Source organism: Sphingomonas canaveralia (assembly GCF_047238125.1).
Lineage (GTDB): Bacteria > Pseudomonadota > Alphaproteobacteria > Sphingomonadales > Sphingomonadaceae > JBDFMH01.
In genome coordinates, this window is the sequence record NZ_JBDFMH010000001.1 from 692,312 (window position 1) to 718,371 (window position 26,060).

At 66.7% G+C, this 26,060-nt stretch carries 30 protein-coding genes; 16 read left to right on the forward strand and 14 right to left on the reverse strand.

Annotation, left to right across the window (positions count from 1 at the left end; all coding sequences use genetic code 11):
- Nucleotides 1-138: 138 nt before the first annotated feature.
- Nucleotides 139-1,347, reverse strand: coding sequence for an acyl-CoA dehydrogenase family protein (locus ABC347_RS03380; RefSeq protein ID WP_413244334.1), 1,209 nt, complete (start codon nt 1,345-1,347; stop codon nt 139-141).
- A gap of 170 nt (nt 1,348-1,517) precedes the next feature.
- Here ABC347_RS03380 and ABC347_RS03385 point away from each other — a divergent pair, with 170 nt between their 5' ends.
- Entirely contained in the window at nt 1,518-2,621 is a 1,104-nt protein-coding gene (locus tag ABC347_RS03385) for an acyl-CoA dehydrogenase family protein (RefSeq protein ID WP_413244335.1), read from the forward strand.
- A 138-nt stretch (nt 2,622-2,759) separates the two neighbouring features.
- On the opposite strand, the gene ABC347_RS03390 is transcribed toward ABC347_RS03385, so the two are convergent.
- Together ABC347_RS03390 and ABC347_RS03395 are read right to left on the reverse strand one after the other, a co-directional pair.
- A complete protein-coding gene (locus ABC347_RS03390; protein WP_413244336.1) occupies nt 2,760-3,443 on the reverse strand; it encodes an SDR family oxidoreductase in 684 nt (227 codons plus the stop codon).
- A 21-nt stretch (nt 3,444-3,464) separates the two neighbouring features.
- Entirely contained in the window at nt 3,465-4,520 is a 1,056-nt protein-coding gene (locus ABC347_RS03395; protein WP_413244337.1) for a nuclear transport factor 2 family protein, read from the reverse strand.
- A gap of 139 nt (nt 4,521-4,659) precedes the next feature.
- Here ABC347_RS03395 and ABC347_RS03400 point away from each other — a divergent pair, with 139 nt between their 5' ends.
- The gene (locus tag ABC347_RS03400) at nt 4,660-5,016 is read left to right on the forward strand and encodes a Rieske (2Fe-2S) protein (protein ID WP_413244338.1); all 357 of its coding nucleotides are present in this window, start codon (nt 4,660-4,662) and stop codon (nt 5,014-5,016) included.
- Nucleotides 5,017-5,097: 81 nt separating this feature from the next.
- Nucleotides 5,098-5,511, forward strand: coding sequence for a nuclear transport factor 2 family protein (locus ABC347_RS03405; RefSeq protein WP_413244339.1), 414 nt, complete (start codon nt 5,098-5,100; stop codon nt 5,509-5,511).
- Between the two features lie 42 nt (nt 5,512-5,553).
- Here ABC347_RS03405 and ABC347_RS03410 read toward each other — a convergent pair whose 3' ends face one another.
- Both ABC347_RS03410 and ABC347_RS03415 read right to left on the reverse strand, forming a co-directional pair.
- On the reverse strand, nt 5,554-6,846 hold the full coding sequence (locus tag ABC347_RS03410; protein WP_413244340.1) for an amidohydrolase family protein: 1,293 nt from the start codon (nt 6,844-6,846) through the stop codon (nt 5,554-5,556).
- A complete protein-coding gene (locus tag ABC347_RS03415) occupies nt 6,741-7,142 on the reverse strand; it encodes a hypothetical protein (RefSeq protein WP_413244341.1) in 402 nt (133 codons plus the stop codon). The genes ABC347_RS03410 and ABC347_RS03415 overlap by 106 nt, the downstream gene beginning before the upstream one ends.
- Nucleotides 7,143-7,257: 115 nt before the next feature.
- On the opposite strand from ABC347_RS03415, the gene ABC347_RS03420 reads away from it, so the two are divergent.
- The gene (locus ABC347_RS03420) at nt 7,258-7,668 is read left to right on the forward strand and encodes a nuclear transport factor 2 family protein (RefSeq protein ID WP_413244342.1); all 411 of its coding nucleotides are present in this window, start codon (nt 7,258-7,260) and stop codon (nt 7,666-7,668) included.
- A 93-nt stretch (nt 7,669-7,761) separates the two neighbouring features.
- Here ABC347_RS03420 and ABC347_RS03425 read toward each other — a convergent pair whose 3' ends face one another.
- The 5 genes from ABC347_RS03425 to ABC347_RS03445 are packed head-to-tail and all read right to left on the reverse strand — an operon-like array spanning nt 7,762 to nt 12,790.
- Complete coding sequence (locus tag ABC347_RS03425; RefSeq protein WP_413244343.1) at nt 7,762-9,234, reverse strand: dihydrolipoamide acetyltransferase family protein; 1,473 nt, start codon at nt 9,232-9,234, stop codon at nt 7,762-7,764.
- Entirely contained in the window at nt 9,234-10,244 is a 1,011-nt protein-coding gene (locus ABC347_RS03430; RefSeq protein WP_413244344.1) for an alpha-ketoacid dehydrogenase subunit beta, read from the reverse strand. The genes ABC347_RS03425 and ABC347_RS03430 overlap by 1 nt, the downstream gene beginning before the upstream one ends.
- A gap of 15 nt (nt 10,245-10,259) precedes the next feature.
- Nucleotides 10,260-11,231 carry a thiamine pyrophosphate-dependent dehydrogenase E1 component subunit alpha gene (locus ABC347_RS03435; protein WP_413244345.1) on the reverse strand — a complete coding sequence of 324 codons (972 nt, stop codon included), beginning with the start codon at nt 11,229-11,231 and terminating at the stop codon, nt 10,260-10,262.
- Between the two features lie 9 nt (nt 11,232-11,240).
- The gene (locus ABC347_RS03440; RefSeq protein ID WP_413244346.1) at nt 11,241-12,389 is read right to left on the reverse strand and encodes a thiolase family protein; all 1,149 of its coding nucleotides are present in this window, start codon (nt 12,387-12,389) and stop codon (nt 11,241-11,243) included.
- A complete protein-coding gene (locus ABC347_RS03445; protein ID WP_413244347.1) occupies nt 12,386-12,790 on the reverse strand; it encodes a Zn-ribbon domain-containing OB-fold protein in 405 nt (134 codons plus the stop codon). The genes ABC347_RS03440 and ABC347_RS03445 overlap by 4 nt, the downstream gene beginning before the upstream one ends.
- A gap of 210 nt (nt 12,791-13,000) precedes the next feature.
- Between ABC347_RS03445 and ABC347_RS03450 the strand changes: the two genes are divergently transcribed.
- The 3 genes from ABC347_RS03450 to ABC347_RS03460 are packed head-to-tail and all read left to right on the forward strand — an operon-like array spanning nt 13,001 to nt 15,542.
- A complete protein-coding gene (locus tag ABC347_RS03450; RefSeq protein WP_413244348.1) occupies nt 13,001-13,435 on the forward strand; it encodes an iron-sulfur cluster assembly scaffold protein in 435 nt (144 codons plus the stop codon).
- A complete protein-coding gene (locus tag ABC347_RS03455; RefSeq protein ID WP_413244349.1) occupies nt 13,435-15,213 on the forward strand; it encodes a cation:proton antiporter domain-containing protein in 1,779 nt (592 codons plus the stop codon). Before ABC347_RS03450 ends, ABC347_RS03455 begins: the two co-directional genes overlap by 1 nt.
- A complete protein-coding gene (locus ABC347_RS03460) occupies nt 15,213-15,542 on the forward strand; it encodes a DUF423 domain-containing protein (protein WP_413246989.1) in 330 nt (109 codons plus the stop codon). Before ABC347_RS03455 ends, ABC347_RS03460 begins: the two co-directional genes overlap by 1 nt.
- A gap of 4 nt (nt 15,543-15,546) precedes the next feature.
- Here ABC347_RS03460 and ABC347_RS03465 read toward each other — a convergent pair whose 3' ends face one another.
- Complete coding sequence (locus tag ABC347_RS03465) at nt 15,547-16,077, reverse strand: CHAP domain-containing protein (RefSeq protein WP_413244350.1); 531 nt, start codon at nt 16,075-16,077, stop codon at nt 15,547-15,549.
- A gap of 213 nt (nt 16,078-16,290) precedes the next feature.
- Between ABC347_RS03465 and ABC347_RS03470 the strand changes: the two genes are divergently transcribed.
- From ABC347_RS03470 to ABC347_RS03480, 3 genes are all read left to right on the forward strand, one after another.
- Nucleotides 16,291-16,764 (forward strand): hypothetical protein, encoded by a 474-nt coding sequence (locus ABC347_RS03470; RefSeq protein WP_413244351.1) that lies wholly within the window; start codon nt 16,291-16,293, stop codon nt 16,762-16,764.
- A gap of 738 nt (nt 16,765-17,502) precedes the next feature.
- On the forward strand, nt 17,503-17,961 hold the full coding sequence (gene dksA, locus ABC347_RS03475) for an RNA polymerase-binding protein DksA (protein ID WP_413244352.1): 459 nt from the start codon (nt 17,503-17,505) through the stop codon (nt 17,959-17,961).
- Nucleotides 17,962-18,073: 112 nt separating this feature from the next.
- On the forward strand, nt 18,074-18,484 hold the full coding sequence (locus ABC347_RS03480; RefSeq protein WP_413244353.1) for a PilZ domain-containing protein: 411 nt from the start codon (nt 18,074-18,076) through the stop codon (nt 18,482-18,484).
- Nucleotides 18,485-18,572: 88 nt separating this feature from the next.
- Here the strand turns inward: ABC347_RS03480 and ABC347_RS03485 are convergent, their stop codons facing one another.
- Nucleotides 18,573-18,728 carry a DUF465 domain-containing protein gene (locus tag ABC347_RS03485; protein ID WP_413244354.1) on the reverse strand — a complete coding sequence of 52 codons (156 nt, stop codon included), beginning with the start codon at nt 18,726-18,728 and terminating at the stop codon, nt 18,573-18,575.
- A 213-nt stretch (nt 18,729-18,941) separates the two neighbouring features.
- Here ABC347_RS03485 and ABC347_RS03490 point away from each other — a divergent pair, with 213 nt between their 5' ends.
- The 6 genes from ABC347_RS03490 (at nt 18,942) to ABC347_RS03515 (ending at nt 24,709) form a co-directional block, all read left to right on the forward strand.
- Nucleotides 18,942-19,139 (forward strand): YdcH family protein, encoded by a 198-nt coding sequence (locus ABC347_RS03490; RefSeq protein WP_413246990.1) that lies wholly within the window; start codon nt 18,942-18,944, stop codon nt 19,137-19,139.
- Nucleotides 19,140-19,254: 115 nt separating this feature from the next.
- Nucleotides 19,255-19,878, forward strand: coding sequence for a superoxide dismutase (locus ABC347_RS03495; RefSeq protein ID WP_413244355.1), 624 nt, complete (start codon nt 19,255-19,257; stop codon nt 19,876-19,878).
- Between the two features lie 128 nt (nt 19,879-20,006).
- Complete coding sequence (gene ilvD, locus ABC347_RS03500) at nt 20,007-21,731, forward strand: dihydroxy-acid dehydratase (protein ID WP_413244356.1); 1,725 nt, start codon at nt 20,007-20,009, stop codon at nt 21,729-21,731.
- 61 nt (nt 21,732-21,792) lie between these two features.
- Nucleotides 21,793-22,134 (forward strand): hypothetical protein, encoded by a 342-nt coding sequence (locus ABC347_RS03505; RefSeq protein ID WP_413244357.1) that lies wholly within the window; start codon nt 21,793-21,795, stop codon nt 22,132-22,134.
- Nucleotides 22,131-23,522: an NAD(P)H-hydrate dehydratase gene (locus ABC347_RS03510; protein WP_413244358.1), complete on the forward strand. Its 1,392-nt coding sequence runs from the start codon at nt 22,131-22,133 to the stop codon at nt 23,520-23,522. The genes ABC347_RS03505 and ABC347_RS03510 overlap by 4 nt, the downstream gene beginning before the upstream one ends.
- Nucleotides 23,519-24,709, forward strand: coding sequence for a class I SAM-dependent RNA methyltransferase (locus ABC347_RS03515; protein WP_413244359.1), 1,191 nt, complete (start codon nt 23,519-23,521; stop codon nt 24,707-24,709). Before ABC347_RS03510 ends, ABC347_RS03515 begins: the two co-directional genes overlap by 4 nt.
- Here ABC347_RS03515 and ABC347_RS03520 read toward each other — a convergent pair whose 3' ends face one another.
- Both ABC347_RS03520 and ABC347_RS03525 read right to left on the reverse strand, forming a co-directional pair.
- Nucleotides 24,710-24,895, reverse strand: a complete 186-nt coding sequence (locus ABC347_RS03520; RefSeq protein WP_413244360.1) for a hypothetical protein — start codon at nt 24,893-24,895, stop codon at nt 24,710-24,712.
- Nucleotides 24,895-25,947 (reverse strand): 1,9-bis(guanidino)-5-aza-nonane synthase, encoded by a 1,053-nt coding sequence (locus tag ABC347_RS03525; protein ID WP_413244361.1) that lies wholly within the window; start codon nt 25,945-25,947, stop codon nt 24,895-24,897. The genes ABC347_RS03520 and ABC347_RS03525 overlap by 1 nt, the downstream gene beginning before the upstream one ends.
- Nucleotides 25,948-26,060: the final 113 nt, after the last annotated feature.

A 26,060-nucleotide genomic window follows, 5' to 3' on the forward strand; every position in this document is an offset into this window, starting at 1 on the left:
GCTTTTTCCCCACCCGATCTGTCGGTCGGTCTGGCGCTCGCCTTGGCCGGCGTTGCGCCGCTTTCCGTTACGGATCGGCTGGTTGCAGAATATCCGTCAGTTTGTCCGCTAAGGCTGACTGTCATTTAGGTCAGTCGGCTACAGGCCAAGCACCGTCCGCGCGATGATGTTCATCTGCACTTCGTTGCTGCCACCGAAGATCGTCCACGCGCGGCTGTTGAGATAGCTGGGCGCGGCCACCTGCGCGGCCTTGCTGCCGACCGGTTCATCGCTGGCATTGCCATAGAGCGGCCGCTGGGTCGAAAGCTGGAGTGCAGCATGCCCATAGGTGCGCATCGCCAGCGTATCGACTTCCTGGCGCAGCGACGACGCGACAAGCTTGATCAGCGAAGTCTGCGGCCCCGGCGCGCGGCCCTGTGCCAGTTCGGCGAGGATGCGTAGCTCGGTCATTTCCAAGGCCTGTACAGCGAGTTCTACGCGCGCCAGTTCGCGCGCATAGAATGCATCGTGGATCAGCGCGCCGTTATAGCCGGCCGGCTGTTCACCCGCCTCGGCGCGCACACGCGCCAAAGCCGCCAGCAGCTCGGGGGCGAGGCAGGATCCGCCGCGTTCATTCTCCAGCAGGAACTTCGCGATCGTCCAGCCTTGGCCCTCGCTGCCGACCAGATCGCTGGCGGGCACCACGACATTGTCGAGGAAGACTTCGTTCACCTCATGGTCGCCGGCCAAGCCCATGATCGGCCGCACGGTCACCCCCGGGTCGCTCATGTCGATCAGCAGGAAGCTGATTCCCGCCTGCGGCTTCACAGTGGGATCAGTCCGCACCAAGCAGAACATATGGTCAGCGAAATGGGCGTGCGTCGTCCAGATCTTGCTGCCGTTGACGATGTAGCGATCGCCCTCGCGACGGGCACTGGTCTTCAGGCTGGCCAGGTCGGATCCCGATCCGGGCTCGGAGAAGCCCTGGCACCAGTAATCCTCCGCCGTCAGGATGCGCGGCAGGTAATGCGCCTTCTGCTCGGGCGTTCCGAACGTCCACAGCACCGGCGCCAGTAGCTTCAGGCCCAGCACCGGCAGCCCCGGCGCCGCCGCCAGCGCGCACTCCTTCTCGAAGATGTAGCGTTGGGTCGGGGTCCAGCCAGTGCCGCCATGCTCGACCGGCCAATGATAGCCCAGCCAGCCCTTGTCGTTCAGGATGCGTTGCCATTCCCGGCCCAGATCCGGTTCGGCGAAAACGGTTGGCGTGGCCTGTGCGCCGGCGCGGAGGTGATCGCTCAGATGGTCGGCCAGGAAACTGCGCACTTCATCCCTGAAGGCCAGTTCCTCGGGGGAAAGCTGGAGGTCCATGACGCTCGTCTACCACTCGGCGGGCGGGCCAGTCGCTGCCAGAAACGATAGGGTACGCTGGCGACCTAGCCGAAAGCCGAGTAGGTGGGCAGGGGCGCGATCCTATGGTGGATCGGGGCCGCGCGCTGGCGGCGGATATCTGGTAGAGTGCAGCGATCGGGGGCAGTGCCGTGAATTTCGATCTCGACGACCAGCAGCTGATGCTGCGCGACCTCGTCGCCCGCTTCGCCGCGGACCGCTACGACATCGACAAGCGCGCCCGCTATCGCCGCTCGCCGGAAGGGTTCGCAGCCGAGAATTGGGCGATGCTGGCCGAGCTGGGCTTGCTAGGCCTCCCGTTCTCCGAAGATCTGGGTGGGATCGGCAATGGCATCATCGACACCATCACCGTCGCCGAGGAGCTGGGCCGCGGCCTGGTCGGCGAACCCTGGCTCAGCGATCTGCTGATGGCGGCAAGGCTGCTGGAACGCGCCGGCAGCGATGCCCAGCGCGCGGCGTGGATCGGGCGGATCATCGCAGGCGAGGCGCGGCTGGCGCTGGCCCATGCCGAACAGCGCGCGCGCTATAACCCCAACTATGTCGCGACCGAAGCGCGCGATGGCGTGCTGAACGGCAGCAAGACCTTCGTGTTGGCCGGGGCCGGCGTGGATGCCTTCCTCGTCACCGCGCGCGAGGCCGGCGGCGTGGCCGATCCGTCCGGTATCGGTGTCTGGATCGTGCCGTCGGATGCCCGCGGGCTGGAGCGCCGCGACTATCGGTTGACCGACGGATCAGTCGCCTGCGAGCTGCGGCTGCACGGCGTTGCCGCCGCCGATCGGCTGCCGGGCGAGGCTGCCGCGGCGCTGGCCGACACGTTCGACGAGGCCCGCATAGCCGCCTGCGCCGAAATGGTCGGCATCATGGATATGCTGCTGAACGCCACGATCGAGCATGTCCGCACCCGCAAGCAGTTCGGCCAGCCGATCGGCAGCTTCCAGGCGATCCAGCACCGAATGGCCCAACTCTATGTCCGGCTCGAACAGTCGCGATCGCATCTGCTGCGCGCTGCGCTGGCGTCGGACGACGGCGGGCGATCGCTGGCGATCGCAGGCGCAAAGGCTTTCGTCAGCGAGAATGCGGTGCTGCTGGGAGAGGACTGCATCCAGCTGCACGGCGGCATGGGCGTGACCGAGGAACTGCCGATCGGGCACGGCCACAAACGCATCCTGCTGCTCGCCAATCTCTTTGGCGATCCCGAAGCCGAACTTGCCCGCTACGTGCAGCTGGCTGCCTGAGGCACGGCGCGAGCCACAAGCTCCAATCTTTCCTTAGTTTCGTTCGTGATGAGCCTGTCGAAGCGCGGCACTTCGACGGGCTCACTGCGAACGGTTCAGGTGGAAAGCATGTCTCGAAGAAGCAGCGAACGCCCCCCCTTACAGCGGATGCTGCTCGCCGTTCCACTTCATGAAACTGCCGCTCTGCTCGGGCGAAAGCTTGGCGATCACGTCGGCGATGCCGCTGGCGCTTTCCTCCGGCGTGATGTCGGCATTGGCGCCGCCCATGTCGGTCTGCACATAGCCGGGGTGCAGCACGACGGTGCTGATGCCCTTGTCCTTCAGGTCGATCGCCAGGATCTGAGCGATGCGCGTGCTTGCCGCCTTCGAGCTGCCGTAGGCGTAATAGCCGCCATAGGGCCAGGTCGACGCCGCCAGTTGGCTCGATGTGATCGCGACCTTGCCCTTCGCCTGTTCCAGCTGCGGAAGGAAGGCGCGCGTGACAAGGAAGGGGCCGATCGCCATCACCTTGAACGCATTCATCCATTCGTCGATGTTGATGCCTTCGATCGATTGATCTTCGCCCGCGAGGATGCCGGCATTGTTGATCAGCACGTCGACCGGCCCGCTGACCTGCTTCGCGGCCGCCTCGATCGAAGCCTGGTCGCCGATGTCGATCTGGCCGACCGTCACCTTGCCGCTCTCGTCCGCCAGCGCGTTCAGCTCAGTAGCGCTGTCGGGCGACCGGCAGAGCGCGATTACCTGATCGCCCGCTTCGACATAGTGGCGGGTCAGCGCCAGCCCGATGCCGCGGTTGGCACCCGTGATCACGATCGTCGCCATCGTCAGTCCTCCGTTCGAATGTCAGTCCTTGAAAAAGCCGATTGACGGATCCTCGGGCGACCAGCCCCCGAGCGTCGTCAGGCTTTCGTACATGCCATCGGTTTCCATCGTCGCCGAGCGGCTCATGCTCCAGTCCGAGATGAAACGCCGCTCCGAAATTGCCCAGCGCCCGTCGCGTTTCTCGAACCGATCGAGATAGCGGCCGCCGACCAAAGTCTCTTCCGGCGCGTCGCCCAGCGACAGCGTATGCGCGATCACATAGGCTTCGCCCACCGCACGGTCGCCTTCGATCTCGAAATATTCGTTGTTCACGCTGTGGAAGCAGCTTTTCAGGTTGGCACGCACCATCGCCACGATGTCGCGCGCGAATTCCGGCGCCTTGGCATCGAGCACGCCGGTGATCACGTCCGCATCCGGGTGAAAGGCGGATTGCATCAGAGCCGCATCCCCGCGGTCCGCGCCGCGCGCATAGGTCACCAGCAGATCGTGCAGCGCCTGCTTGGTGATGGCTTCCTCGACCGCGTCCATCCGCTGTCCTCCCTGGCTGTCGTCTGCGGACCGGTTGCGGAACAGGCCGTGCGACGGATCGCCCTCACGCTGCCCGCCGAGCGCTGCGGCGAGCCGGGCCGGCTCGTTGCTGGGCGCGTTCATGTTCCAGTCCATCACATAAGTGCGGTGCGCGATCCGCCATGCCCCGTCGTGCCGTACATGCCGGTCGAGATAGCGGCCGCCGATCATCCGTTGCTGGCCGGGGCCATGCTCGTCGGGGGTGCGGGTATAGGCGATCACATAGGATTCCGAACGCGCATGGTCGCCATCGACCAGGATCATCATGTTGGCGGTACGATGCAACGTCGTCGGCGCGCCTTCCATGGCGCCGGTCAGGAAGCCGGCGAAATCCCGCGCCGCGCCTTCGAACATGCCGTAGGCCACAGTGGCATCGGGCGCGTAGGCGGATGTCAGCAGGTCAAGGTCGTTGCGGTCGACCCCGCGGCTGTGGCGCGCCAGATTGGTGGCGATAGCACTGCGCGCGGCAAGCATGCCAGCGTCGATCGGTCGGTCGAGCACAGTCGCCATCGGCTCTCCTCTCGCCCTGCTTTCCGCAGCGTCATGCGGTGCTTGACCGCAAAGCATGGCCGCCGCACCTATCCTTTCGCTTCATTGAAGCGCCGGGCGCGGTTGGACAAGTGCTGACGAAGCGAGGACGAGAGGATCGATGGCGAATAGTTTCCACCGCGCGGTAGAAGCCGATGCCCTGGCCGATGGCAGCGCAACCGGCTTGATCGTCAACAGCTGGCCGGTGATGCTGGCGCGCGCCGAGGGCAGGCTTCATGCCACGATCGATCGCTGCACCCACGCCGCTTCCGAACTTTCTACCGGCCGCATTCGCCGCGGATCGGTGATGTGCCCGCTGCACGGCGCGCGGTTCGAACTGGCATCGGGCAAGTGTATCGGTGGCGCCTACAAGCCGCTGATGGTGTTCGAGACGCGCGAGGAAGGCGGCTGGATCGAGGTTGCCGTGCCGGACGAGGCACCGGGGTTCGAACATCTGCCGGTGCGCCCGCGCACCTGATCCCCGCTCGCCTTTTCCGCAGCTTCGCGCCGGGTGCGGCCGGGCTAGCCTGCCAAGCGACAAGCAACCAAGGAGAAGGATATGCCGTTCACCGGACCGATCGAGGACCGCCTCGCCATCCGCGAGTTGATCGAAAGCTATGCCGATGCAGTCGTGCGCGTCGATCCCGAAGCCTGGGGCGCGACCTGGGCCGAGGATGCGGTGTGGAGCATGCCCGACTATCCCCAGTTCCCGACCACCACCGGCCGCGACAATATCGTCGCGCTCTGGGTGGAGGCGATGAAGCATTTTCCGGGGGTGATCTTCGTGGCCAACCCCGGTTCGATCGAGATCGACGGCGATACCGCGAAGATGCGGTCCTACACGTCCGAAGTCTATGACCAGGAAGGCGTCACCAAGCGTGATCGTGGCGTCTATGAGGACGTCTGCGTGAAGCGCGACGGCAAGTGGCAGTTCAAGAGCCGCACCTTCCGTAACCTGCACCGCCAGCTCTGAGGCCGGCTCGCGCGCATCCCGGCCAGCCCGGAATGCGCGCGATCAGCGCCGCGCGGCCTTCTGCTCGGCTACCATCCGGCGCACGTCCGCCAGCAGCGCCTGCGCATCATAGACCACGCCGTCCTTGATGGTCCATTTCACCCCGCCGACACGTTCCAGTTTGTCGGTCTGCGGGTTGAGCCGCAGGTGGCCCGTGCCGTACAGAGTCTTGAGGTTGGCCAGTGGATTTTCGGGCACGATCACCAGATCGGCCAGCATTCCGGCCCGCACCAGCCCGAATGGCGGCTCCTGCTTCTTTGGATCGTAGATGGTACGCGCGCCGTTGATGGTGGCAGCGCTGATCACTTCCAGCGGATGGAAGCCCGCTTCCTGCAGCATCTCCAATTCCTGGATATAGGCGAAGCCCCAGATCTGGAAGATGAAGCCGGGATCGGAGCCGGTCGTCACCCGCCCGCCCATATTCTTGTAATCATTCACCAGTCGCATGAACGGCTGGTAGAAGCGCTTCCAAGCCACTTCGTTGGCCGTCGTCCAGTCGAAGAAGTAGCTGCCGTGGTTGACGCGGCTCGACTGGAAATAATCCCACATCGACGGCAACGTATAGTCCGCCTGCCAGTCCGCATTGCGTGCCCGCATCAGATCGCGCGACGCGGAATAGATGTTGAAGGTCGGATCGAATGCGACCCCCGCCTCCAGCTGCGCGGACAAATAATCCTGCCATTCGGGGCTGCCGGGTGTCACGATATGGTCGGCGATGCTGGCGACCTCGGCGAAGCGATCCTGCTCGTTGTTGAAATTATAACCCGGCGGATAGGCCTGTGTCCGGCTGTCCTTCAGCAACGAATCGAGATGCCCGTAGAAATGGGTGATCGTGCCCAGGCCCAGCGCGCCTGCCTGGCGACCGTTGAGTTCGGCCAGTCCCGGCTGGGCGAGATGCGCGACCGTGCCGAGCCCGGCCAGCTTCGCCTCTTCGATCGCGGCGGCGATGATCGCCGGTGTCTCCCCATCGCGATTGAAGAACTTGATGCCGTCTACGCCCGCGCCCTTCGCCCAGCGCACCCATTCGCGTGCCTTGGCCGGGCTGTCGACGCGGCCATTCGTCCAGCCGTCACCCAGCGTCAGGTAAGGGAACATGCGCGGTGCCACGATCCGATTGGCGGCCGATCGCGCACGATCGTCGCGCGTGCGCGGCCAACCCCCGAAATCGAACGAGACGCCGCGCACGCTCGTCACGCCATGCGCCAACCACAGCTTGTAGCCATATTCGGGGTTAGGTGCCTTGTCGGCATCGCCATTATGGCCATGGACGTCGACGAAGCCGGGCAGCACGTACATGTCGCGTCGATCTCGCGGTCCGCGCCGGCAGGTGGCCGATCCTTCTCCAGCGGCAGGCCCGGCGTGCCGGCGGAACGGACCGCGGCGATGCGATTGCCCTCGATCACGATATCGACCGGCCCGCGCGGCGGCCCGCCATTGCCCTCGATCACGGTCGCGCCGCGGATCACCAGCCGGGGATAGGGGCCGCCGCCTTCGTCCGCGCGCCGGTCCGGCGTGCGCTGCATCTCGGCAGCGGCGATCGGGGCGGAGACCAGCGCGCACAGCGCCGCTGCAATCCAAGCCGTTCGCAGCATCCTTCACTCCCCTGTTGCCCGCGGACCGGCTTAGAGGCGCGGCCGGCTGATGCAAAGGCTAGGTGCGTCGCGGCCTATGACGCGGGAGCGTGGCGCTGACAGGATGGAGGATCGAATGACCCAGGAAGAGCGCAATCTGAAGGAGACCGAGAAGCTCTATGCGCTGAGCGCGGCCGGCGACTGGCCCGCTGTGCGCGAGATGCTGACCGACGATTTCTTCGCCACAGAGGCGCCGGGCCTGCCCTATGAAGGCGTCTATTCGGGCAAGGACGGGCTGGAGCAGCTCTACCGCAAGGTGATGGGCATGATGCCCGTTCAGGGGCTGGACCTGATCCAGATGACTGCGGGTGGCGATTGGGTGATCGTCATCGTCGAGATGATCGCCAGCGATGCCGACGGCGAGTTCCGCATCCCCCTGGCCGAGGGAACGCGTTTCCGCGACGGTAAGGTCGCCGAGATCAAACCCTTCTACTTCGATCACGCGCTGGTTCACCGCGCAGTGGCGGCGGGCAAGGTCGCCGCTTAGCTTCGGTCCGTCATCCTGACGAAAGTCAGGATCCAGATGCGCATCGCTGGCGGCTCTGGATCCTGACTTTCATCGGGATGACGACGGTCCCGCTTATCGCGCGAACAGCGCTTCCGGCGCTTCGATCAGCCGCTTCAGCGCCGCGAGGAATTTCGCACCGACTGCCCCATCGATCGCGCGGTGATCGCATGACAGGGTGAAGCCCATGCGGCTTTCGAACGCGCCCGATCCGTCCGCCTGCTCGGCGAACACGCGGCGCGTATTGCCCACCGCCAGGATCGCCCCCTGCGGCGGATTGATGATCGCGTCGAAGCCGTCGATCCCGAACATGCCGAGGTTTGAGACGGTGAAGCTGCCGCCGTCCATATCCTCGAAGCCCAGTCGTCCGGCCTGCGCCTTGGCGATCAGCGCCTTCGTGCGTTCGGCGATCTGCTGCGGCAGCAGCGCCTCGGCATTGCGCACGATCGGCGTCACCAATCCCTTGTCGCTGGCCACCGCCACCGCGACGTCGGCATAGGCGAAGCGGTGGATGGTATCGCCGTGCACCTGCACGTTGCAATCCGGCTCCTCGATCAGCGCCAGCGCGACCGCACGGACGATGAAATCGTTCAGCGAGACCTTGGCGCCCAGGAACAGGTTAGCCTGCTGGCGCAGCGCCACCAGCGCATCCACGCGCGCTTCCATCCGCAGATAGAAATGCGGCACCGTCTGCTTGGCCTCGGTCAGGCGGCGGGCGATGATCTTGCGGATCTTATCCATCGGCACGACCTGCGCGTCCGGACGCGGCGCATCCACGGTGGTGGACACGCTGCCCGATGCCGTCGGCGTGGATGCCGGGGCAGGGGCGGGCACCTTCGCCAGCACGTCACCCTTCGAGATCCGGCCCCGCGGCCCGGTGCCGCTGATCCCAGCCAGATCGATGCCGTGCTGCTTGGCCAGCCGCTTTGCGAGCGGCGAGGCGAAGGCCTGTTCGTAGCCGGCCTCGTCGACTGCGATCGAGATCGGCGCGCCGCCATAGCCGCCGGCCGGCGGACGGCCCGCCTGATCGACATCCTGCAGGCTGATGCGGCCATCCTTGCCGCTGCCGTTGATGCCCGAAATGTCGATGCCGCGCTCCTCGGCCAGCTTGCGCGCGGCCGGGCTGATCAGCGCATCATCGGGAATCGCCGGCTTGGCCGGAGCGGGGGCGGGAGCCGGTTCCGCAGCGGCCGGGGCAGGGGGGGCGGAGGGTGCCGGCGCGCGATCGTCACGCCCGGCCGATCCCAGCGCGTCGGCCGGCTTAAAGTTGGCCAGGAACGCGTCGATCTCCTCGGCGGTCGCGGGACCATCCGAAAGCACCGCCAGCAGCGCCCCGACCGGCAGCGTCTCGCCGGCCTGCGCCACGATCTTCACGAAAGTGCCCGGCTCCTCGGCCTCGACCTCGTTGGTGATCTTGTCGGTCTCGATCAGTGTCAGCACGGTGCCCTTGGTAAAGGGCGCGCCTTCGGCCACCATCCATTCGGCGATGGTGCCTTCGGTCATCTCGATGCCCCATTTGGGCATGGCGAACGGCTTGAGCGCGGCCATCAGCGATACGCCAGCACGGAACGGACCGCGTCGATCACCTTGGGCGGCGACGGCAGATAGGCGCTTTCCAGTTCGCGCGCGAACGGCACCGGCGAATGCGGCGGCGTCACCATCATCGGCGGCGCCTTCAGCGCGGCGAAGCCCTTGCGCGCCACCATCGCGCAGATGTCGGCCGCGACCGAGCAGCGTGGCGGGCTTTCCTCCACCACCACCAGCCGGCCGGTCAGCTCGACCGAATCGAGGATGGCTTCCTCGTCCAGCGGGCTCGTCGTGCGCACGTCGATCACGTCACAGCTGATGCCTTCCTCGGCCAGCTTGTCGGCCGCGCGCTCGCAGACGCCGACCATCATGCCCATCGTCACGATCGTCACATGCTCGCCCGCGCGCACCTGGCGGGCATGGCCGAACGGGATCAGATAATCGCCGTCCGGCACTTCGCCCTTCATGCCGTAGAGCGCCTTGTGCTCGAAGAAGAGCACGGGATCGTCGTCGCGGATCGCCTGGGTCAGCAGGCCCTTCGCATCGGCCGCGGTCGACGGCATCACGACCTTCAGGCCGGGCATCGAGGTCATCATCGAATAGACCGCCTGGCTGTGCTGCGGGGCGGCGTTGAAACCGGCGCCGTAGATCAGCCGGATCACCACCGGGCACTTGGTGCGCCCGCCGAACATGTAGCGAAACTTGGCGATCTGGTTCCAGATCTGATCCATGCAGACGCCGACGAAATCGGCGAACATCAGTTCCGCGATCGGGCGCTTGCCCGCCAGTGCCGCGCCGGCCGCCGATCCGATGATCGCGCTTTCCGAAATTGGGGTGTCGATGATGCGGTTCGATCCGAACTCCTCCCAGAGACCGGTCGAGGTGCTCCAGATGCCGCCGATCGCCTCCGGGCCGCCGGCGGTGCCCATGCCGCCAACCAGATCCTCGCCCAGCATCATCACATTTTCGTCACGCCGCATTTCCGACCGGATCGTCTCCAGGATCGCTTCGCGGATCATCATTCGAGCCATGGGTCTGCTTTCCGATCAGTAGGAGATGTAGACGTCTTCGAGCACCGCTTCCGGGCCCGGTGCCGGCGCGGCGCGCGCTTCGTCGACCGCCTGGTCGATCAGCGTATTCACTTCGGCATCGATCGCATCGAGGTCGCCGCCTTCCAGCAGGCTCGCCTCGGTCACGCGCTGCCGGAACGCCTTCAGGCAATCGCGCTCGGCCCGGATCCGATCGAGTTCGCCCGGCCCGCGATAGCGCTGCGGATCGCCCTCGAAATGGCCGTAGAAGCGCTCGGTATCCAGCTCGACCGCGGCCGGGCCGTTGCCCGCCCGGACATATTCAAGCACCTCGCGCATCGTTTCGTAAGTGGCGAAATAGTCGCAGCCATTGGCGCGCCACGCCTTCATGCCGAACGCTTCTGCGCGGCCGGCGATATCGGTCGCGGTAGCGGTGGCATAGGACGGGCCGGTATGCTCGGAATAATGGTTGTTCTCGAACACGAACACGACCGGCGCCTTGGTGACGACCGCCATGTTCATCGCTTCGAACGTGGTGCCCTGGTTGCAGGCACCGTCGCCCGAGAAAGACAGGCCGATCTTGCCCTTGCCGTTGGCCTTGGCGGCAAGCGCCGCGCCCAGCGCCTGCGGCGCGCCCGCGCCGACGATGCCGTTGGCGCCCAGCATGCCCTTGTCGATATCGGCGATGTGCATCGATCCGCCCTTGCCCTTGCAGGTGCCGGTCGCGCGCCCGTAGATCTCCGCCATCATTGGCTTCACGTCCACGCCCTTGGCCAGGCAGTGACCATGGCCGCGATGGGTGGAGACGATGAAGTCGTCGTCATCGAGATGGTCGCACACGCCCACGGCGGCCGCTTCCTGCCCGCAATAGAGATGGGTGAAGCCGGCGATCTCGCCCTTGGCGATCTCCTCGTGCAGGCGCTCCTCGAACTGGCGGATGGTGGCCATCCGCCGGTAAGCGCCCAGAAGCTCTTCGCGGCTCAATTGCATGACAGATCCTCAGCGTGACAGGATGGTGACGGCGGAGACGCCCGGGGCGCCATAGACATGGGTGTAGCCGATCTTCGGATCGCCCGGCACCTGCCGCGCGCCGCCGGTGCCGCGCAGCTGGACGACATTCTCGTATACTTGGCGCAGGCCGGATGCGCCGATCGGCTCGCCACAGGCGATGCAGCCGCCATCGGTGTTGATCGGCAGCGCGCCGCCGATGCGGGTGCGGCCCTCGGCCAGCCACTGCTCCTGCTCGCCATCGGCGCAGAAGCCGTTCTCGGCCATATGCATGATCTCGGCGCCAGCCTCGGTATCCTGAATCTGGGCGACGTCGACGTCACCCGGGTCGATTCCCGCCGCCTCGAAGGCGGCCTTGCTGGCGACGCGGGTCGCGGTCGCGGTGCCGCCGCCGATGTCGATCGACGGAGCGAACACCTCGAACGACCCCGGCGGGCGCGTGCGCATCGCTGCTGCTTCCAGCCGGATGATCGGCACGCCCATCGCCTTCGCGCGCGCTTCGGAGGCCAGGACCAGCGCCACCGCGCCTTCGGCCGGCGAACAAAACATATATTTGGTCAGCGGATCGCTCACCATCTGCGAATTCAGGATCGTCTCGAGATCGACCGGCGTACGCCGCCACGCATGATCGGCCAGCGCGCCATTTTCGAAGCTCTTCTCGGCGACCCGGCCCAGCGTGAGCGGCGTGATGCCATGCTGGTGCATGTAGCGCTGGATCTTGGTCGCGAAGAACTGGGTGGTCAGCATCAGCCCGGTTTCGCCATACCATTCGGGCAGGCCCCACTCGGCAGGCTTCGGGTCGAACGCGCCGCGCGGATGCTTGTCGAACCCGACTGCCAGTCCGAGATCGAACTCGCCCGATCCGATCGTGCTGGTCGCGCCGAACAGCGCCGACCCGCCGGTGGCGCAGCCATTCTTCACGTTGATGAACTGCACGCCCGACAGGCCAAGCCGCGCCACCATCGTATCGGCATTGCCGGCCGAATCCGATCCGCCATAGGCGAATTGGATCTGCGGCCATTCGATGCCGGCGTCGGCCAGCGCGCTGCGCACCGCCGCCACGCCCATGTCGAGGCCTGTCATGCCGTCGCTGCGACCGAACGGGTGGATGCCGATACCGACGATGCAAGCCTTGCTCATCGTGCGGGCTCGAACGCGTAGGTGGTCAGCGTCGCGCCGTCGGCGGCGGTGGCGAACGGGATCGTCGTCAGCCGCACGGGCTGTCCGCAGGCGAGCGCGGCGAAATCGACGCCGGTCAATCGGCTCTCCACGATCACTTCTCCCGGCAGTTCGACATAGGCCAGCGCGAACGGTTCGAACGGTTGCGGTCCGGCATAGGGCGGCGATTTGGGCGCGAAGCGCTGCACGGTCCAAGACCAGATCGTGCCGTCCCGGCCCAGCGGCACGGGTTCGAAGCGCTCGCCCTCATGACCTTCGGGCATCGGGAACACGATCCGGCCCGTTTCCCGATCCCGCCCACCGATCAGGCGCGGCGGCTGTTCGTCGGTCAGGATGCCGTCGGCGATCGGCCTCGTCGTCACAGATCCTCCCCGTTTGCTATGCCGCCACCTAAGCCGCAAAGCCGCTGCCTGCGGGACTCGCACATTGATTAGGCCGCTCTTCAAACCCGATTCAGTGGCCACGGCAAGCCCCGGGCGGAAAAAGATGAGGACCGCTCACCTATCGCGAAACCTGTTCCGGGCGCGGGACGGCACTGGCGCGAGGCGATCGGCCGCCCTAGATGGCGGAACATGTCCGCGCCGCTTTACAACCAGGCGATCCTGCGTCTCGCCACGGCGATCCCGCATCAGGATCGGCTCCCGGCGCCCGACGCCACGATCGAGAAGCGCTCGCCCATCTGCGGCAGCCGGGTGACGGTCGACGTTGCGCTGGGGGCTGACGGTCGACTGGCCGAACTCGGCCTTCTCGTCCGTGCTTGCGCGCTGGGGCAGGCTTCGGCCGCACTGATGGGCGACCATGCGATCGGCCGTGATCCCGCAGAACTGGCGGCGGCGCGCGATGCGCTGACGGCGTTCCTGGCCGGCGAGCGCGACGATCCCGGCGACTGGCCAGGTCTCGACATCCTCGAGCCCGCACGGCCGCACCGCGCGCGCCACGCATCGATCCGGCTGGCGTTCGAGGCGGTGGCCGAGGCGGCTGCTCAGGCTGCGGCAGGACGCGGCTGATGGAACATGGCGCCACCGCCTTTGTGCGCGATGGCGTCGTCATGCTGGGGGCGGCGCTGGCTTGCGTGCTGCTGTTCCGCAGGCTCGGGCTCGGCGCCGTGCTGGGCTATCTCGTCGCGGGCGCGGCCATCGGTCCGCAGGGGCTGGGGCTGGTCGGCGGTGCGGAATCGAAGATGGTCATCGCCGAACTCGGCATCGTGCTGCTGCTGTTCCTGGTCGGGCTTGAGCTCCACCCCAGCCGGTTGTGGCGGCTGCGGCGCGACATCTTCGGGCTCGGCACGGCCCAGGTGGTCGCCTGCGGCATGCTGCTGACGGCCGTGATCTTCGCCTTCACCGGCTTCAGCATGGCCGCGGCGATCGCACTCGGCCTGCCGCTCGCGCTGTCGTCGACCGCGCAGGTGCTGCCGATGCTGCAATCGTCGGGTCGGCTCAATACGCCGTTCGGCGAACGCAGTTTCTCGATCCTGCTGTTCCAGGATCTGTCGATCGTGCCGCTGATCACGATCATCGCCGCGCTCAGCCGCGCGCCCGCCGATCCCGGCGCTCCGCCGGGCTGGCTGCTCGGTATCTATACCGTGCTGGCGATCGTCGGGCTGGTGCTGGCGGGCCGTTACATCATCAACCCGCTGTTCCGGCTGATCGGCGGCCTGGGCGAGCGCGAGCTGTTCATTGCGGCGGGCCTGTTCACCGTGCTGGCGGCAGCCGCGGTGATGGCCTCGCTCCATCTGTCGACCGCGCTCGGCGCGTTCGTGGCAGGCGTGATGCTGGCCGACTCGCCCTATCGCCACGAGATCGAGGCCGATGTCGATCCGTTCCGCACGATCCTGCTCGGCCTGTTCTTCGTGGCGGTCGGCATGATGCTCGATCTCCAGGTCGTCGCCGCGCGGCCCTTCTTCGTGATCGCTCTGGCGGCCAGCGTGGTGATCGTGAAGGCAGGCACCATCTCGCTGATCGCGCGCGCCTTCGGGGTGGATTGGCGGCCCGCCTTCGCGCTCGGCCTGTTGCTGAGCCAGGGCGGCGAGTTCGCGTTCGTGCTGTTCGCGCAGGCGACACAGGCGCAGCTGATCGATCCGGCGGCGGCCAGCCTGTTCGGTGCGGTCGTCACGCTGTCGATGGCGACCACGCCGTTCCTGATGATGTTCGCGCGCCGCTTCAACGCCAAGGGAGCGGGCCCCGATCGCGACGATCTCGAACCGCCGTCCGCCGCGATGCCGGCCGCTGCCATCGTCGTCGGCTATGGCCGCTTCGGGCAGACCGTGGCGCAGATGCTGATGGCGAAAGCCGTCACCGTCACGCTGATCGATCGCGATGCGGAGATGATCGATGTCAGCGCCCGCTTCGGCGCGAAGGTCTATTATGGCGATGGCACGCGGCTCGATCTGCTGCGGCTGGCGGGCGCCGCCGATGCGCGCGCGATCTTCTTTTGCACCGATGATCGCACGCTGGGCCCGGCCGAACTCGAACCAATCCTGAAGGCGTTCCGCCAGGCCGCGATCTTCGTGCGCGCCTATGATCGCCGCCACCTGATCGCGCTCGACGGGCTGGATCTCGCCGGCACCACGCGCGAGCTGTTCGAAAGCGCCGTCGTGATGGGCCGGCAGGGGCTGGAAGCAGTCGGCATAAATCCGGCCGAGATCGCCGAAGTCGAGGCCGAGTATCGCGAGCGGGATCGCTTGCGGCTCGAACGGCAGAGCCGGTCGGGCGATCTCAGCGAGGGCAAGGAAATCATGTTCAGGCCGAACAATGCGATCGGCAGCGACGTGGAGCCGGCGGCGTGATGCTGGGGCTGGCGGCGGCGCTGTCGGCCGCGATCGCGGTGGCGGCGGGGGCGTTCGGCGCGCATGGTGCGGAAGGCAAGGCGGCCGATTGGCTCCGCACCGGCGGACTCTACCAGCTCGTTCACGCCGTCGGCGCGCTTGCGCTGCTCGGCCAGCCGGCGATGCGTGGGCCCGCCTGGCTGTTGATCGGCGGCGCGGCGCTGTTCGCGCTCACCCTCTATGCGATGGCGCTGGGCGCTCCACGGATCCTCGGCGCGGTCACGCCGATCGGCGGCGCGGCAATGATCGCGGGCTGGTTGTGGGCGGGTTATCTGTTCGCACGCGGTTGAGCGGTCAGCCGACCGCGTCGATCACCGCGCCGATATAATCAGGATCGTCGCCGCTCAGTGCGGGCGAGGGGGCATTGCGGCCATAGATGAAGCCGTAGGTGGGATAGGTCGATCCGCCGAGCGCCGCGTTGCCATGATACCAGACCTTGACCTCGCTCCAGTCGCCCGCGGCCGACACGTCGGTCAGCGTCACGTCGCGTTCGACATGGCCGCGCGTGCCATCGATCCGCGACCAATTGCTGTGCGTTACCATCAGGATACGGGGGCCCACGATCCGGCTGACGACCGAGACATGGCCGAGCTTCATGCCGCCATGCGGGCGGAACACCAGCACCGCTCCGGGGCGGGGCGCGTGGCCGCGATCATAGCGGCCGGCCGCTTGATCCCACCAGGTCCAGGCATTGCCGTAGATCTGTACGCCGGAAATGGTGCGCGCGAACGGCACGCATTCGCCGCCACCCAACTCGGGCACGAGCTCCGCACACAGCGGCGCGGGCACGGCAAGGATCAGGGCAAGGGCAGCGAAACGACGCATCGCGCGCCAATCTCACCGCAAATGGTTAACAAAAGGTTACCGGATTAGTCGGCCTCGCGCTGCGCAACGGCGCGTTTGGCGAACTGGCGACCGCCGACCAGCGCTGCCGCGGCTGCGCCGAACAGCAGCAGCATCGGCGGCGCGGGCACTGGTGCGGGCGGTTCGCCGCCGCTGCTGCCGGTATGCGGCGGCGGGCCATAGCTGCTCGATCCCTTGCTCGAGCTGCCGAAGCTGGACGAGCTGCTGGTGCTCGACGAGGTGGAGGAGCTCGTCGACGACGAGGTCGACGAGGATGTCGAGGACGACGTCGACGAACTGGTGCTGACATTGCCCGACGAGGACGAGGTCGAGCTGACATTGCCCGACGAGGTCGACGTGGACGAGCCGCCGGTCGAGGTCGAGGACGATACGCCGCTGGACGTGGACACGCCGCTCGAAGTTGACACGCCGCTCGACGTGGACACGCCGCCGGTAGATGTCGAGACGCCGCCGGTCGAGGTGGAGACACCGCCGGTGGAGGTCGATCCGGTGCTGCTGGAGGTCGACGCGACGAAGAAGCCGCCGCCGCCGGTGCTGCCACCCCCGAAGAAGCCGCCGCCGAAGAAGCCACCGCCGCCGAAGCCGCCCGATCCGCCGATGATCGCGGGCACCGCGCCGCCGCCGCCCAGCACCGGCGCTTCGGGATAGGGCACCGCCGCGGCATAGCCGGGTGCGGGGGTCGTCACGACTGTCGTTCCGCCGGGGGCGCAGGTCGTGGTGGTCACGGTACGGCGCACGATCCGCTTGGCAGCCCTGCGCGGGGCGACCTTGGAGATCACCCGCTTTTCCTTGGCCTTGTAGAGCGCGCGCGGTGGGTTTTCAGCGACATGCACCGCGCCCCCGCCCAACAGGGCACCGCCGCACGCACAAGCGCAAAGTTTGGCCATCGCAATCTTGACAGACATGCCGCTTCTCGCTCCGCATCGGCAGTAAACCCAGCGCCCCGGAAAGGGAAATGCACCGCGAATTCATTGCCTGATAGAACAAGCAATGCAGAACAATCTGTTAATCGCAAGTTCGTTAACCACGAATAGGCGGGTTTGGGACGAACTGTTGCGCGGATACGAACAATGATCATGGTTAATGTCTCATGATGATGCGTTCTCCACCAATGTATCGAGCCGTCAAGGTTGACGGGCATGGTTGATGCAGGCAGCCCGATCCTCCGGTTCGAAGATCGCCGCCGAGTCGGTGTTCAGCCCGCGGCAATCCGGGCCGGTGCAGGGGGACGTGGCGGTGCGGACGCAGGCAGCCCAGGAAACCGTTTTCCTGTTCTCGCCGTAGCTTGTGCCGTCCCGAGGCTGTGGCTATAGGCCCGCCCGGGGCACCCGCTTCGGATTGGCGCAACGTCGACCGGTGCGGCGAGGGTGGAGCGGAGACCGAGCGATGGCGACGGCGTTGAGTGGCGTATCCGGGCGTGATCTTCCCCAGGCGGACAATGATCCCGGTAGCTATCGGCCGAATGGTGACGAGCCGTTTATGGGCCCGCGGCAGCAGGCCTATTTCCGCGCGAAGTTGACCGACTGGAAAGAGTCGATCCTGCGCGAGGCCAAGGGCACGCTGGCCCAACTCCAGAATGACAGCCTGCGTGAACCCGACATCACCGATCGTGCTTCGAGCGAGACCGATTGGTCGATCGAACTGCGCACCCGCGATCGTCAGCGCAAGCTGATCTCCAAGATCGATGCCGCGCTGCGCCGGATCGAGGAAGGCGAATATGGCTATTGCGAGGTGACCGGCGAGCCGATCTCGCTTGCCCGGCTCGAAGCCCGGCCGATCGCGACGATGACGGTCGAGGCGCAGGAGCGTCACGAGCGTCATGAGAAGGTCTCGCGCGACGAATAGCGCCCGCGATCGTTCGGGCGGCTTAACGGATTCTCGACCTTTCGGACCCTAGGAATGTCGACGGCAGCCGCCGGGCAACGCGCGGCGCCATCTCTGTCGCATCGAGGGTCGCGTGGACGGATCATTCAGCTTTCACGAACAGGATCAGGACCAGGAGGCCGCGGCCAACGCGCGCCAGCGCGCCGAGCAGCGCAACAGCATGTTTCTACAGGCGCATGTGATACCGGTTGCCGGCGGTGATGCTCAGCTGCTTCGGGTGCGCAACCTGTCGTCCGGCGGATTGATGGCCGAAGGCGGGCGCGGCCTCGTCCGCGGCGCGATCGTCAAGATCGACCTGCGCGGGATCGACAATATCGCCGGTCGGGTCGCCTGGACGACCGAGGATCGCATCGGCATCGCATTCGACGCGCCGATCGATCCTGCCGAGGCGCGCCGCGCGCGGCCGGCATCGGCGGGTACCACCATGCTACTCGTCAAGCCGTCGCCCGAATCGAGGCGGCCGCCGCTGCGCGTCAAGATCTGATCGGTAGGAAGGCCGCGCATCCCGCGCGAAGGGTGGGGGCCGGTGTCGCCCGCGCGGCACGGCGCGGGCGTTGCCCCCAGGGCCGGCGCTAGAGGCGCGCCAGCATCTCCTTGATCTTCAACTTCTGCTTCTTGAGCTTCGCCACCAGCGTTTCATCGGGCAGCGGGCGCCGTGTCTCCGCAGCGATACGCGCGTCGAGGCCGGCATGCTTGGCCTGCAATGCGGACAAGTGGGTGTTTTCCATCAGGACAGTCTCCTTTCGTTGCCGATTGGAACGAGGAGTAGATCATTTTTGCTCCCCCCTGTCGCGCGGAATCGGCGCACGTGCGATGGGCTGCGGGTAGATCCGGGATGGGCGGAGGCGGCGGCTTTCTGGGCGTCCGACGCTGCAGCGGGGTTGAGCGCTGCCACGCTTGCCCGTAACGACCGTCGCAGGGTTCAGCGCATGGGAGCCAGCATGGAGCAGGACGAGATCCTCCGCCGGATCGAGCATCTCCGCATCGAGCATCGCGATCTCGACATGGCGATCGATGCCCTGCGCGAGGGGCTCGCGCGCGACGAACTGCAACTGGCGCGGATGAAACGCCGAAAGCTCAAGCTGCGCGATGAGATTGCGAGCCTCGAGGATGATCTGATCCCCGACATCATCGCCTGACGGTTGCGGGCGCGCCTATTCGCGAACGTCTCGCAAGAGTCGATTTCGCGCCACATTCCGCGGCTCACTGCGTTAACGGGCCGACACAGCTTCAACCAAGCCAGGAGACGCCGCGATGGCCTTCGAACTTCCGCCGCTGCCTTTCGACAAGTCCGCGCTCGAACCGCACATGTCCGCCGAGACCTTCGACTATCATCACGGCAAGCACCACAAGGCCTATGTCGACAAGGTCAATGGCTGGATCGACGAGAAGGGGCTGGCCGGCCTGTCGCTCGTCGATGTCGTCAAGAAGGCGAAGGATGGCGGCGACAAGCCGCTGTTCAACAACGCCGCGCAGATCTGGAACCACACCTTCTTCTGGCACTGCCTGGCGCCGGCCGGGCAGGAGCCGTCCGGCAAGCTGGCCGAACTGATCCAGTCCGGCTTCGGCACCAAGGAAGCGATGCTGGAGAAGCTGGCAGCCGAGGCGGTCGGCCATTTCGCCAGCGGCTGGGCGTGGCTCGTGCTTGAGAATGGCGCGCTGAAGATCACGTCGCTGCACGACGCTGACACCCCGATCGTGCATGGGCTGACCCCGCTGCTCACGCTCGACGTGTGGGAACATGCCTATTATATCGACTATCGCAACGCGCGGCCGAAGTTCGCCGAAAGCGTGCTCGGCAACATCATCAATTGGGAGTTCGTCGCCCAGAACCTGGACGGCGAAGGCGTGAGCCGCGCCGACCAGCAGCAGGGCTGATCCGCGGCGTGACGGCGTTGCTCCGGCGAAAGCTGGAGCAACGCGCCACGCACGGCTGACCAAACTCAACCGTCGGTTGAAAGTCACGCATCAACCGGCCAAAGCGGCGCACCGAAAGGGAGCCGCCCGTGACCGATGATCGCTTCGACAAATCCCGTCTGCCCAGCCGACATGTCTCGGTCGGCCCGGAGCGGGCTCCTCACCGCAGCTATTATTATGCGATGGGGCTGACCGAGGAGGAAATCGCGCGTCCGTTCGTGGCAGTGGCGAGCGCGGGCAACGACAGCGCGCCGTGCAACACGACGCTCGATGCGCAGGCCGATATCTGCCGCGAAGGCGTGATCGCAAACGGTGGCATGCCGCGCCGTTTCAACACCATCACCGTCACCGATGGCATCGCGATGGGCCATCAGGGCATGAAGAGCTCGCTGGTCAGCCGCGAGGTGATCGCTAACTCGGTCGAACTTTCGGTACGCGGCCACTGCTATGATGCGCTGGTCGGCTTTGCGGGGTGCGACAAGTCGCTGCCGGGCATGATGATGGCGATGCTGCGCCTGAACGTGCCGTCGATCTTCGTCTATGGCGGATCGATCCTGCCCGGCCGCTACGAGGATCGCGACGTCACTGTAGTCGACGTGTTCGAGGTGGTCGGCAAATATGCCGCCGGCGCGTGTCCGCTGAAGGATGTCCACGCGCTCGAGAAGGTCGCGTGCCCCGGCCACGGCGCGTGCGGCGGCCAATTTACGGCCAACACCATGGCCTGCGTCGGTGAGGCGATCGGCCTCTCACTGCCTAACAGCAACATGATGCCTGCACCCTATCGCGGACGGGATGAGATCGCCCGCGCCGCCGGCCATCAGATCATGGAACTGATCGCGCGCAACCTGAGGCCGCGTGACATCTGCACCCGCGAAGCCTTTGTGAATGCGGCCCGGATCGTCGCCGCAACGGGCGGCTCGACCAACGGCGCGCTGCATCTGCCGGCAATGGCCAACGAAGCCGGGATCGCCTTCGACCTGTTCGACGTCGCCGAAATCTTCAAGACCACGCCCTACATCGCCGATCTGAAGCCGGGCGGCCGCTATGTTGCGAAGGACATGCACGAAGCCGGCGGCATCTACATGCTGATGAAGACCTTGCACGCCGAAGGATTGCTGCATGGTGACTGCATGACGGTGACCGGCCGGACGCTTGCCGAGAACATCGATCGGGTCACCTGGAATCCCGATCAAAAGGTGATCTACGATGCCAAGGCGCCGATCACGCCGACCGGTGGCGTCGTTGGGTTGCGGGGCAGCCTGGCGCCGGACGGTGCGATCGTGAAGGTCGCCGGCATGCACCGGTTGCAATTCAGGGGCCCCGCGCAAGTGTTTGATTGTGAGGAAGATTGCTTTGCCGCAGTCGAGGCGCGCCGGATCACCGAAGGCTCGGTGATCGTGATCCGCTACGAAGGGCCGAAGGGCGGCCCCGGCATGCGCGAGATGCTATCCACCACCGCCGCGCTCTACGGCCTGGGCATGGGCGAAACGGTCGCGCTGATCACCGACGGCCGCTTCTCGGGCGCGACCCGCGGTTTCTGTATCGGCCATGTCGGACCGGAGGCGGCCAACGGCGGCCCGATCGCGCTGGTCGAGGATGGCGACGTCATCGCGATCGACGCAGAGGCGGGTACGATCGATCTCGACGTGGCGGAAGAGGTGCTGGCCGAGCGTCGCGCCCGTTGGCGACCGCGGGTCAACGACTATCAGTCCGGTGCGCTGTGGCGCTATGCGCAGAATGTCGGCCCCGCGCATCAAGGCGCCGTCACGCATCCCGGGGCGCAGGCCGAGCGTCATGTCTATGCCGACATCTGACGCTGCGTTCATCGCGAAGCAACGGCCTGTAAGGGTTTCTCTTACGGCAGCTTTCATCGCGGTGGGTTTGGCGGGCTGCGGAAAATCGGAGCCCGATCCGTTTGCGGTCGATCCGGCGACCGCCGCGGCGCGTGACCGCATCGTTTGCCGCGTCGGCGCGGCGACCGCTTTCGCACCTGCCTGCGCGATCGAGCGTAGCGTGGAGGAGCGCGGGTTGGTGCTCACCATCCGCCACCCCGACGGCGGGTTTCGCCGCCTGCTCGTCACCAGGGACGGGCGCGGTGTGATCGCGGCGGACGGTGCGGAACCGGCCCGCGTCGCGACTGAGGGATCAGGTGTGATCGAGGTGACGATCGGCGGCGACGCTTATCGCCTGCCGGCCACGGTGAAGCCCACGCAATGACCCCGATCCTGACGGCCGCCGAAATGCGCGCGGCGGAACAGGCTTTGTTCGACGCCGACACGAGTGTCGATGCGCTGATGACGCAGGCCGCGGCGGGGGTGGCCGAAGCCGTTTGGCGGTTCGCGGGAGGATCGCCGACGCTCGTGCTTTGCGGACCCGGCAACAATGGCGGCGATGGCTATGTAATCGCACGTCTTTTGATGGAACGCGGCGTGCAGGTTTCGGTCGCGGCGACTGCGCCACCCCGGACCGAGGTCGCAGCCCGCGCGCGGGCGGCGTGGACCGGGGCGGTGTCGGACCTCGCGGACTGTTCGGCCCAGCCGGTCCTCGTCGATGCGCTGTTCGGTATCGGGCTGACACGGGGACTTGATGAAGCTGTGGCGGATCGGCTGGCGATGCTGGTCGAAGCCAGCACCCATGCAATCGCGGTCGATCTGCCCAGCGGGATTGGCACCGACGACGGCGTCTTGCTGTCGCCCGTGCCCCGGTTCGATCTCACGGTCGCACTCGGCGCGCTCAAGCCTGCGCACGTGATCGCCCGATCGGCCGAGCGCTGCGGGCGCATCGCCACTGTCGATCTTGGTATTGATTCGCGGTCTGCACGCACGAACCGGATCGAACGCCCGAGATTGGCCGCGCCGGGCATCGATGCCCACAAATATCGCCGTGGCCTGGTCGTTGCGATCGGGGGCGCGATGCCGGGCGCGATCGCGCTGTCCGCAGCCGCAGCCCTGCGCGGCGGGGCCGGCTATGTCGTGGCGGTCGGGGCAAACCCCGCACACGGCCCGCAGGCGATCGTCCATCGCTCGGCTGATGCGCTGGACGCCACGCTTAATGATCGCCGCATCGGTGCGATCCTCATCGGCCCGGGGCTCGGCCGCGATGCCATTGCACGCGATCGCCTCGATCGCGCGCTGGCGAGCGACCATCCGCTGGTCCTCGATGCCGATGCGCTGGTACTGCTTGCCGGGCGGCCGGGCGGGGCGGGGGCGCTCGCGCATCGTCCGGCGCCATGCGTGCTGACGCCGCACGACGGGGAATTCGCCCGGCTCTTTCCGCGGCTGGGCGGCAGCGCGATCGACCGTGCCCGCGCCGCCGCGGCAGCATCCGGCGCGATCATCGTCCTGAAGGGGCCGGCGACGGTGGTGGCTGCGCCGGTCGGGCAAGCCGCGATCGCCGCGCTGGCGCCGGGTTGGCTGGCCAGTGCAGGCACCGGAGATGTCCTGGCCGGACTTTGCGCCGCGCGCCTTGCCGGCGGCACGCCGCCGTTCCAGGCAGCCGCCGAAGCGGTTTGGCTGCATGGCGAGGCCGCCCGGCTGGCCGGCCCCGCGCTGATCGCGGACGATCTTGCCGCCCATATCCCTGCCGCGATCGGATCCGCCTTATGAGCCTCGTCACCCGCATCGCCGGCCGCGGCGAGGGCGTCACCGAAGACGGCCGCTTCGTGGCGTTGGCCGCCCCGGGAGACATTATCGATGCCGCCGGCGCGATCATGCCCGGCCCGCACCATGTCGTGCCGCCCTGCCGCCACTTCCCGAAATGCGGTGGCTGCCAGCTCCAGCATGTCGACGATGCCGCCTATGCGGGGTTCATCGTCGATCGCATCGCCGGCGCACTGGCCGCGCAAGGCCTGGACCGCCCCGAGATCGCGGCGCCGGTCCTGTCGCCGCCGCGCACCCGCCGGCGCGCATCGCTGCGGGCGGAAAAGATCGGCAAGCGGCTCGTGCTCGGTTTTAATGAGGGCGCCAGTCACCGAATCGTCGATCTGCGCGAATGCCATGTGCTGCATCCCGCGCTGTTCGCGCTCGTCGATCCGTTGCGCGGCCTGCTCGATCGGCTCGTTCCGGCCCGGCGGGCGGCGGCGGTCCAGATGACGTTGATCGACGGTGGTATCGATCTGCTGCTGGAAAAGGTGGAGGTGGAAGGGCTCGGCCCAACCGAGGCGCTGACCGAATTCGCCGAGCGCCACGATCTCGCCCGTCTGTCGATCGACGACGGCTATGGCCCGCAGCCGCGCTGGGAACCCGGTGCCGCCACCATCACGCTGGGCGGCGCGCCCGTGCCGTTCCCGGTTGCCGGCTTCCTGCAAGCCACGGCGGAAGGCGAGGCGGCACTGGTCGATGCGGTCCGCGCCACTATCGGCGAAGCGCAGACCGTGGCCGATCTGTTCGCTGGCCTCGGCACGTTCGCGCTGTCGGTGCCCGGGCGGGTGCTGGCAGTGGAAGGCGCGCGCGATGCCGCGCTGGCGCTGCGCAGCGCCGCCGGGCGGGCGCAGCGGCCGCTGCTGGTCGAGCATCGCGATCTGTTTCGCCGCCCGCTGACCGCGGTGGAACTGTCGCGGTTCGATGCGATCATCCTCGATCCGCCGCGCGCCGGCGCGCGTGAGCAGGCGGCAGAGCTTGCCAGCGCGGAATGCGCAGCGATCGCCTATGTCTCGTGCAACCCCGCCACCTTCGCGCGCGATGCGAAGGATCTGGTCGCGGGCGGCTGGCGGCTGGATCGCATCGTTCCGGTCGGCCAGTTCCGCTGGTCGACCCATATCGAGCTTGCGGCCGCCTTCAGCCGCCCCGGCTGATCAGTGCAGCTTCGCGATCGCAAGCCCATCGGCCTTCGCGCGATCCTTGACCGACTCCTCGCTGCGGGTCAGCGCCTTGGCGATCGCCTTCAGCGCCATACCCTTCTTGGCAAGCGTGTGCAGCTTCTGGATCTCGGCCGCGGTCCAGGGCTGGCGATGCCGTTCGAAGCCTTCGCCCTTGGCCATCAGGCGAACAGCTTCGCCCAGCCGCGCTTGGCGCGGTCGCGCCAGTGGCCGCGATGATAGGCGTCGGAGGTCAGCAGCGGGAGTACCGATCCGGCCTCGGCGAACACCATCTGCTCGATGCCGGTGTTCACCTTGCCCCAGCTTGCCGCCTCCTGCAGCGTGGATGAGGAGCAGGCGCCGTCGCGCACGTCGGCCACGGTGATCTGCACCGCATATTTGTGCACCGCGACATCCTCATGGCCTAGGATTTCGGCGCAGACGACCGTATCCTGGATGAAGTTTTTCGGCACGCCGCCGCCGATCATCAGCAGGCCGGTCGTGCCCGCCGCGATCTTGATGTCGGTCAATTCGCGGAAGTCAGCGATCGAATCGAGCGTCAGATAGGGCTTGCCGGCCTTGGCGCGATCCACCTGATGCTTGACGAGCCCGAACCCGGCCGAACTGTCGGTAAAGGCTGGGCAGAAGATCGGCACGTCATGCTCATAGGCGAGCTTGACGAGGCTGTTCTCCTTCTTGCCATGCTCGACCAGATATTTGCCCATCTCGCGGATGAAGGCGCGCGACGAATAGGCTTTTGGCTCCAGCGTCTCGGCGATCTCGAAGATCGTATGGTCAACGTTCTGGAGATCTTCCTCGTCGATATAGGTGTCGTAGATGCGGTCGATGTAGAGCGAGCGCAGCGTGTCGTCGTCAGGCACTTCCAGCGCCTGATAATGTTTGTAGCCGAGCCCCTCGAAGAAATCCATGTCGACGATGGTGGCGCCGGTGGCGACGATGCCGTCCACCATGTTCGAACGGACCAGCTCCGCATAGGCATCCATGCAGCCGCCCGCCGAAGTCGAGCCCGCGATCACCAGGAAGATCGTGCAGTCCTTGTCGGCCAGCATGTCGTTATAGATGCGGGTCGCGCGCGCGAGATCGCGGCTCGTGAAGCTCATCTTGCCCATCGCATCGATGATCGGGCGCGCGTCGAACTGGGTGATGTCGACATGCTCGACCACGGTGGAGAGCAGCTCCGCCTTGCGGGTATCGTTGATCGCGGCGTCGGTCATGAAAATCTCCGGAAATCTGGCAGTCCGTCGCTCTCGCTGAGGCGGAAGCCCATGACCGCGCGGCTTGCCGCGCGATACAGCCATGGGCCCCCGCTTGCGCAGGGGCGACGGAC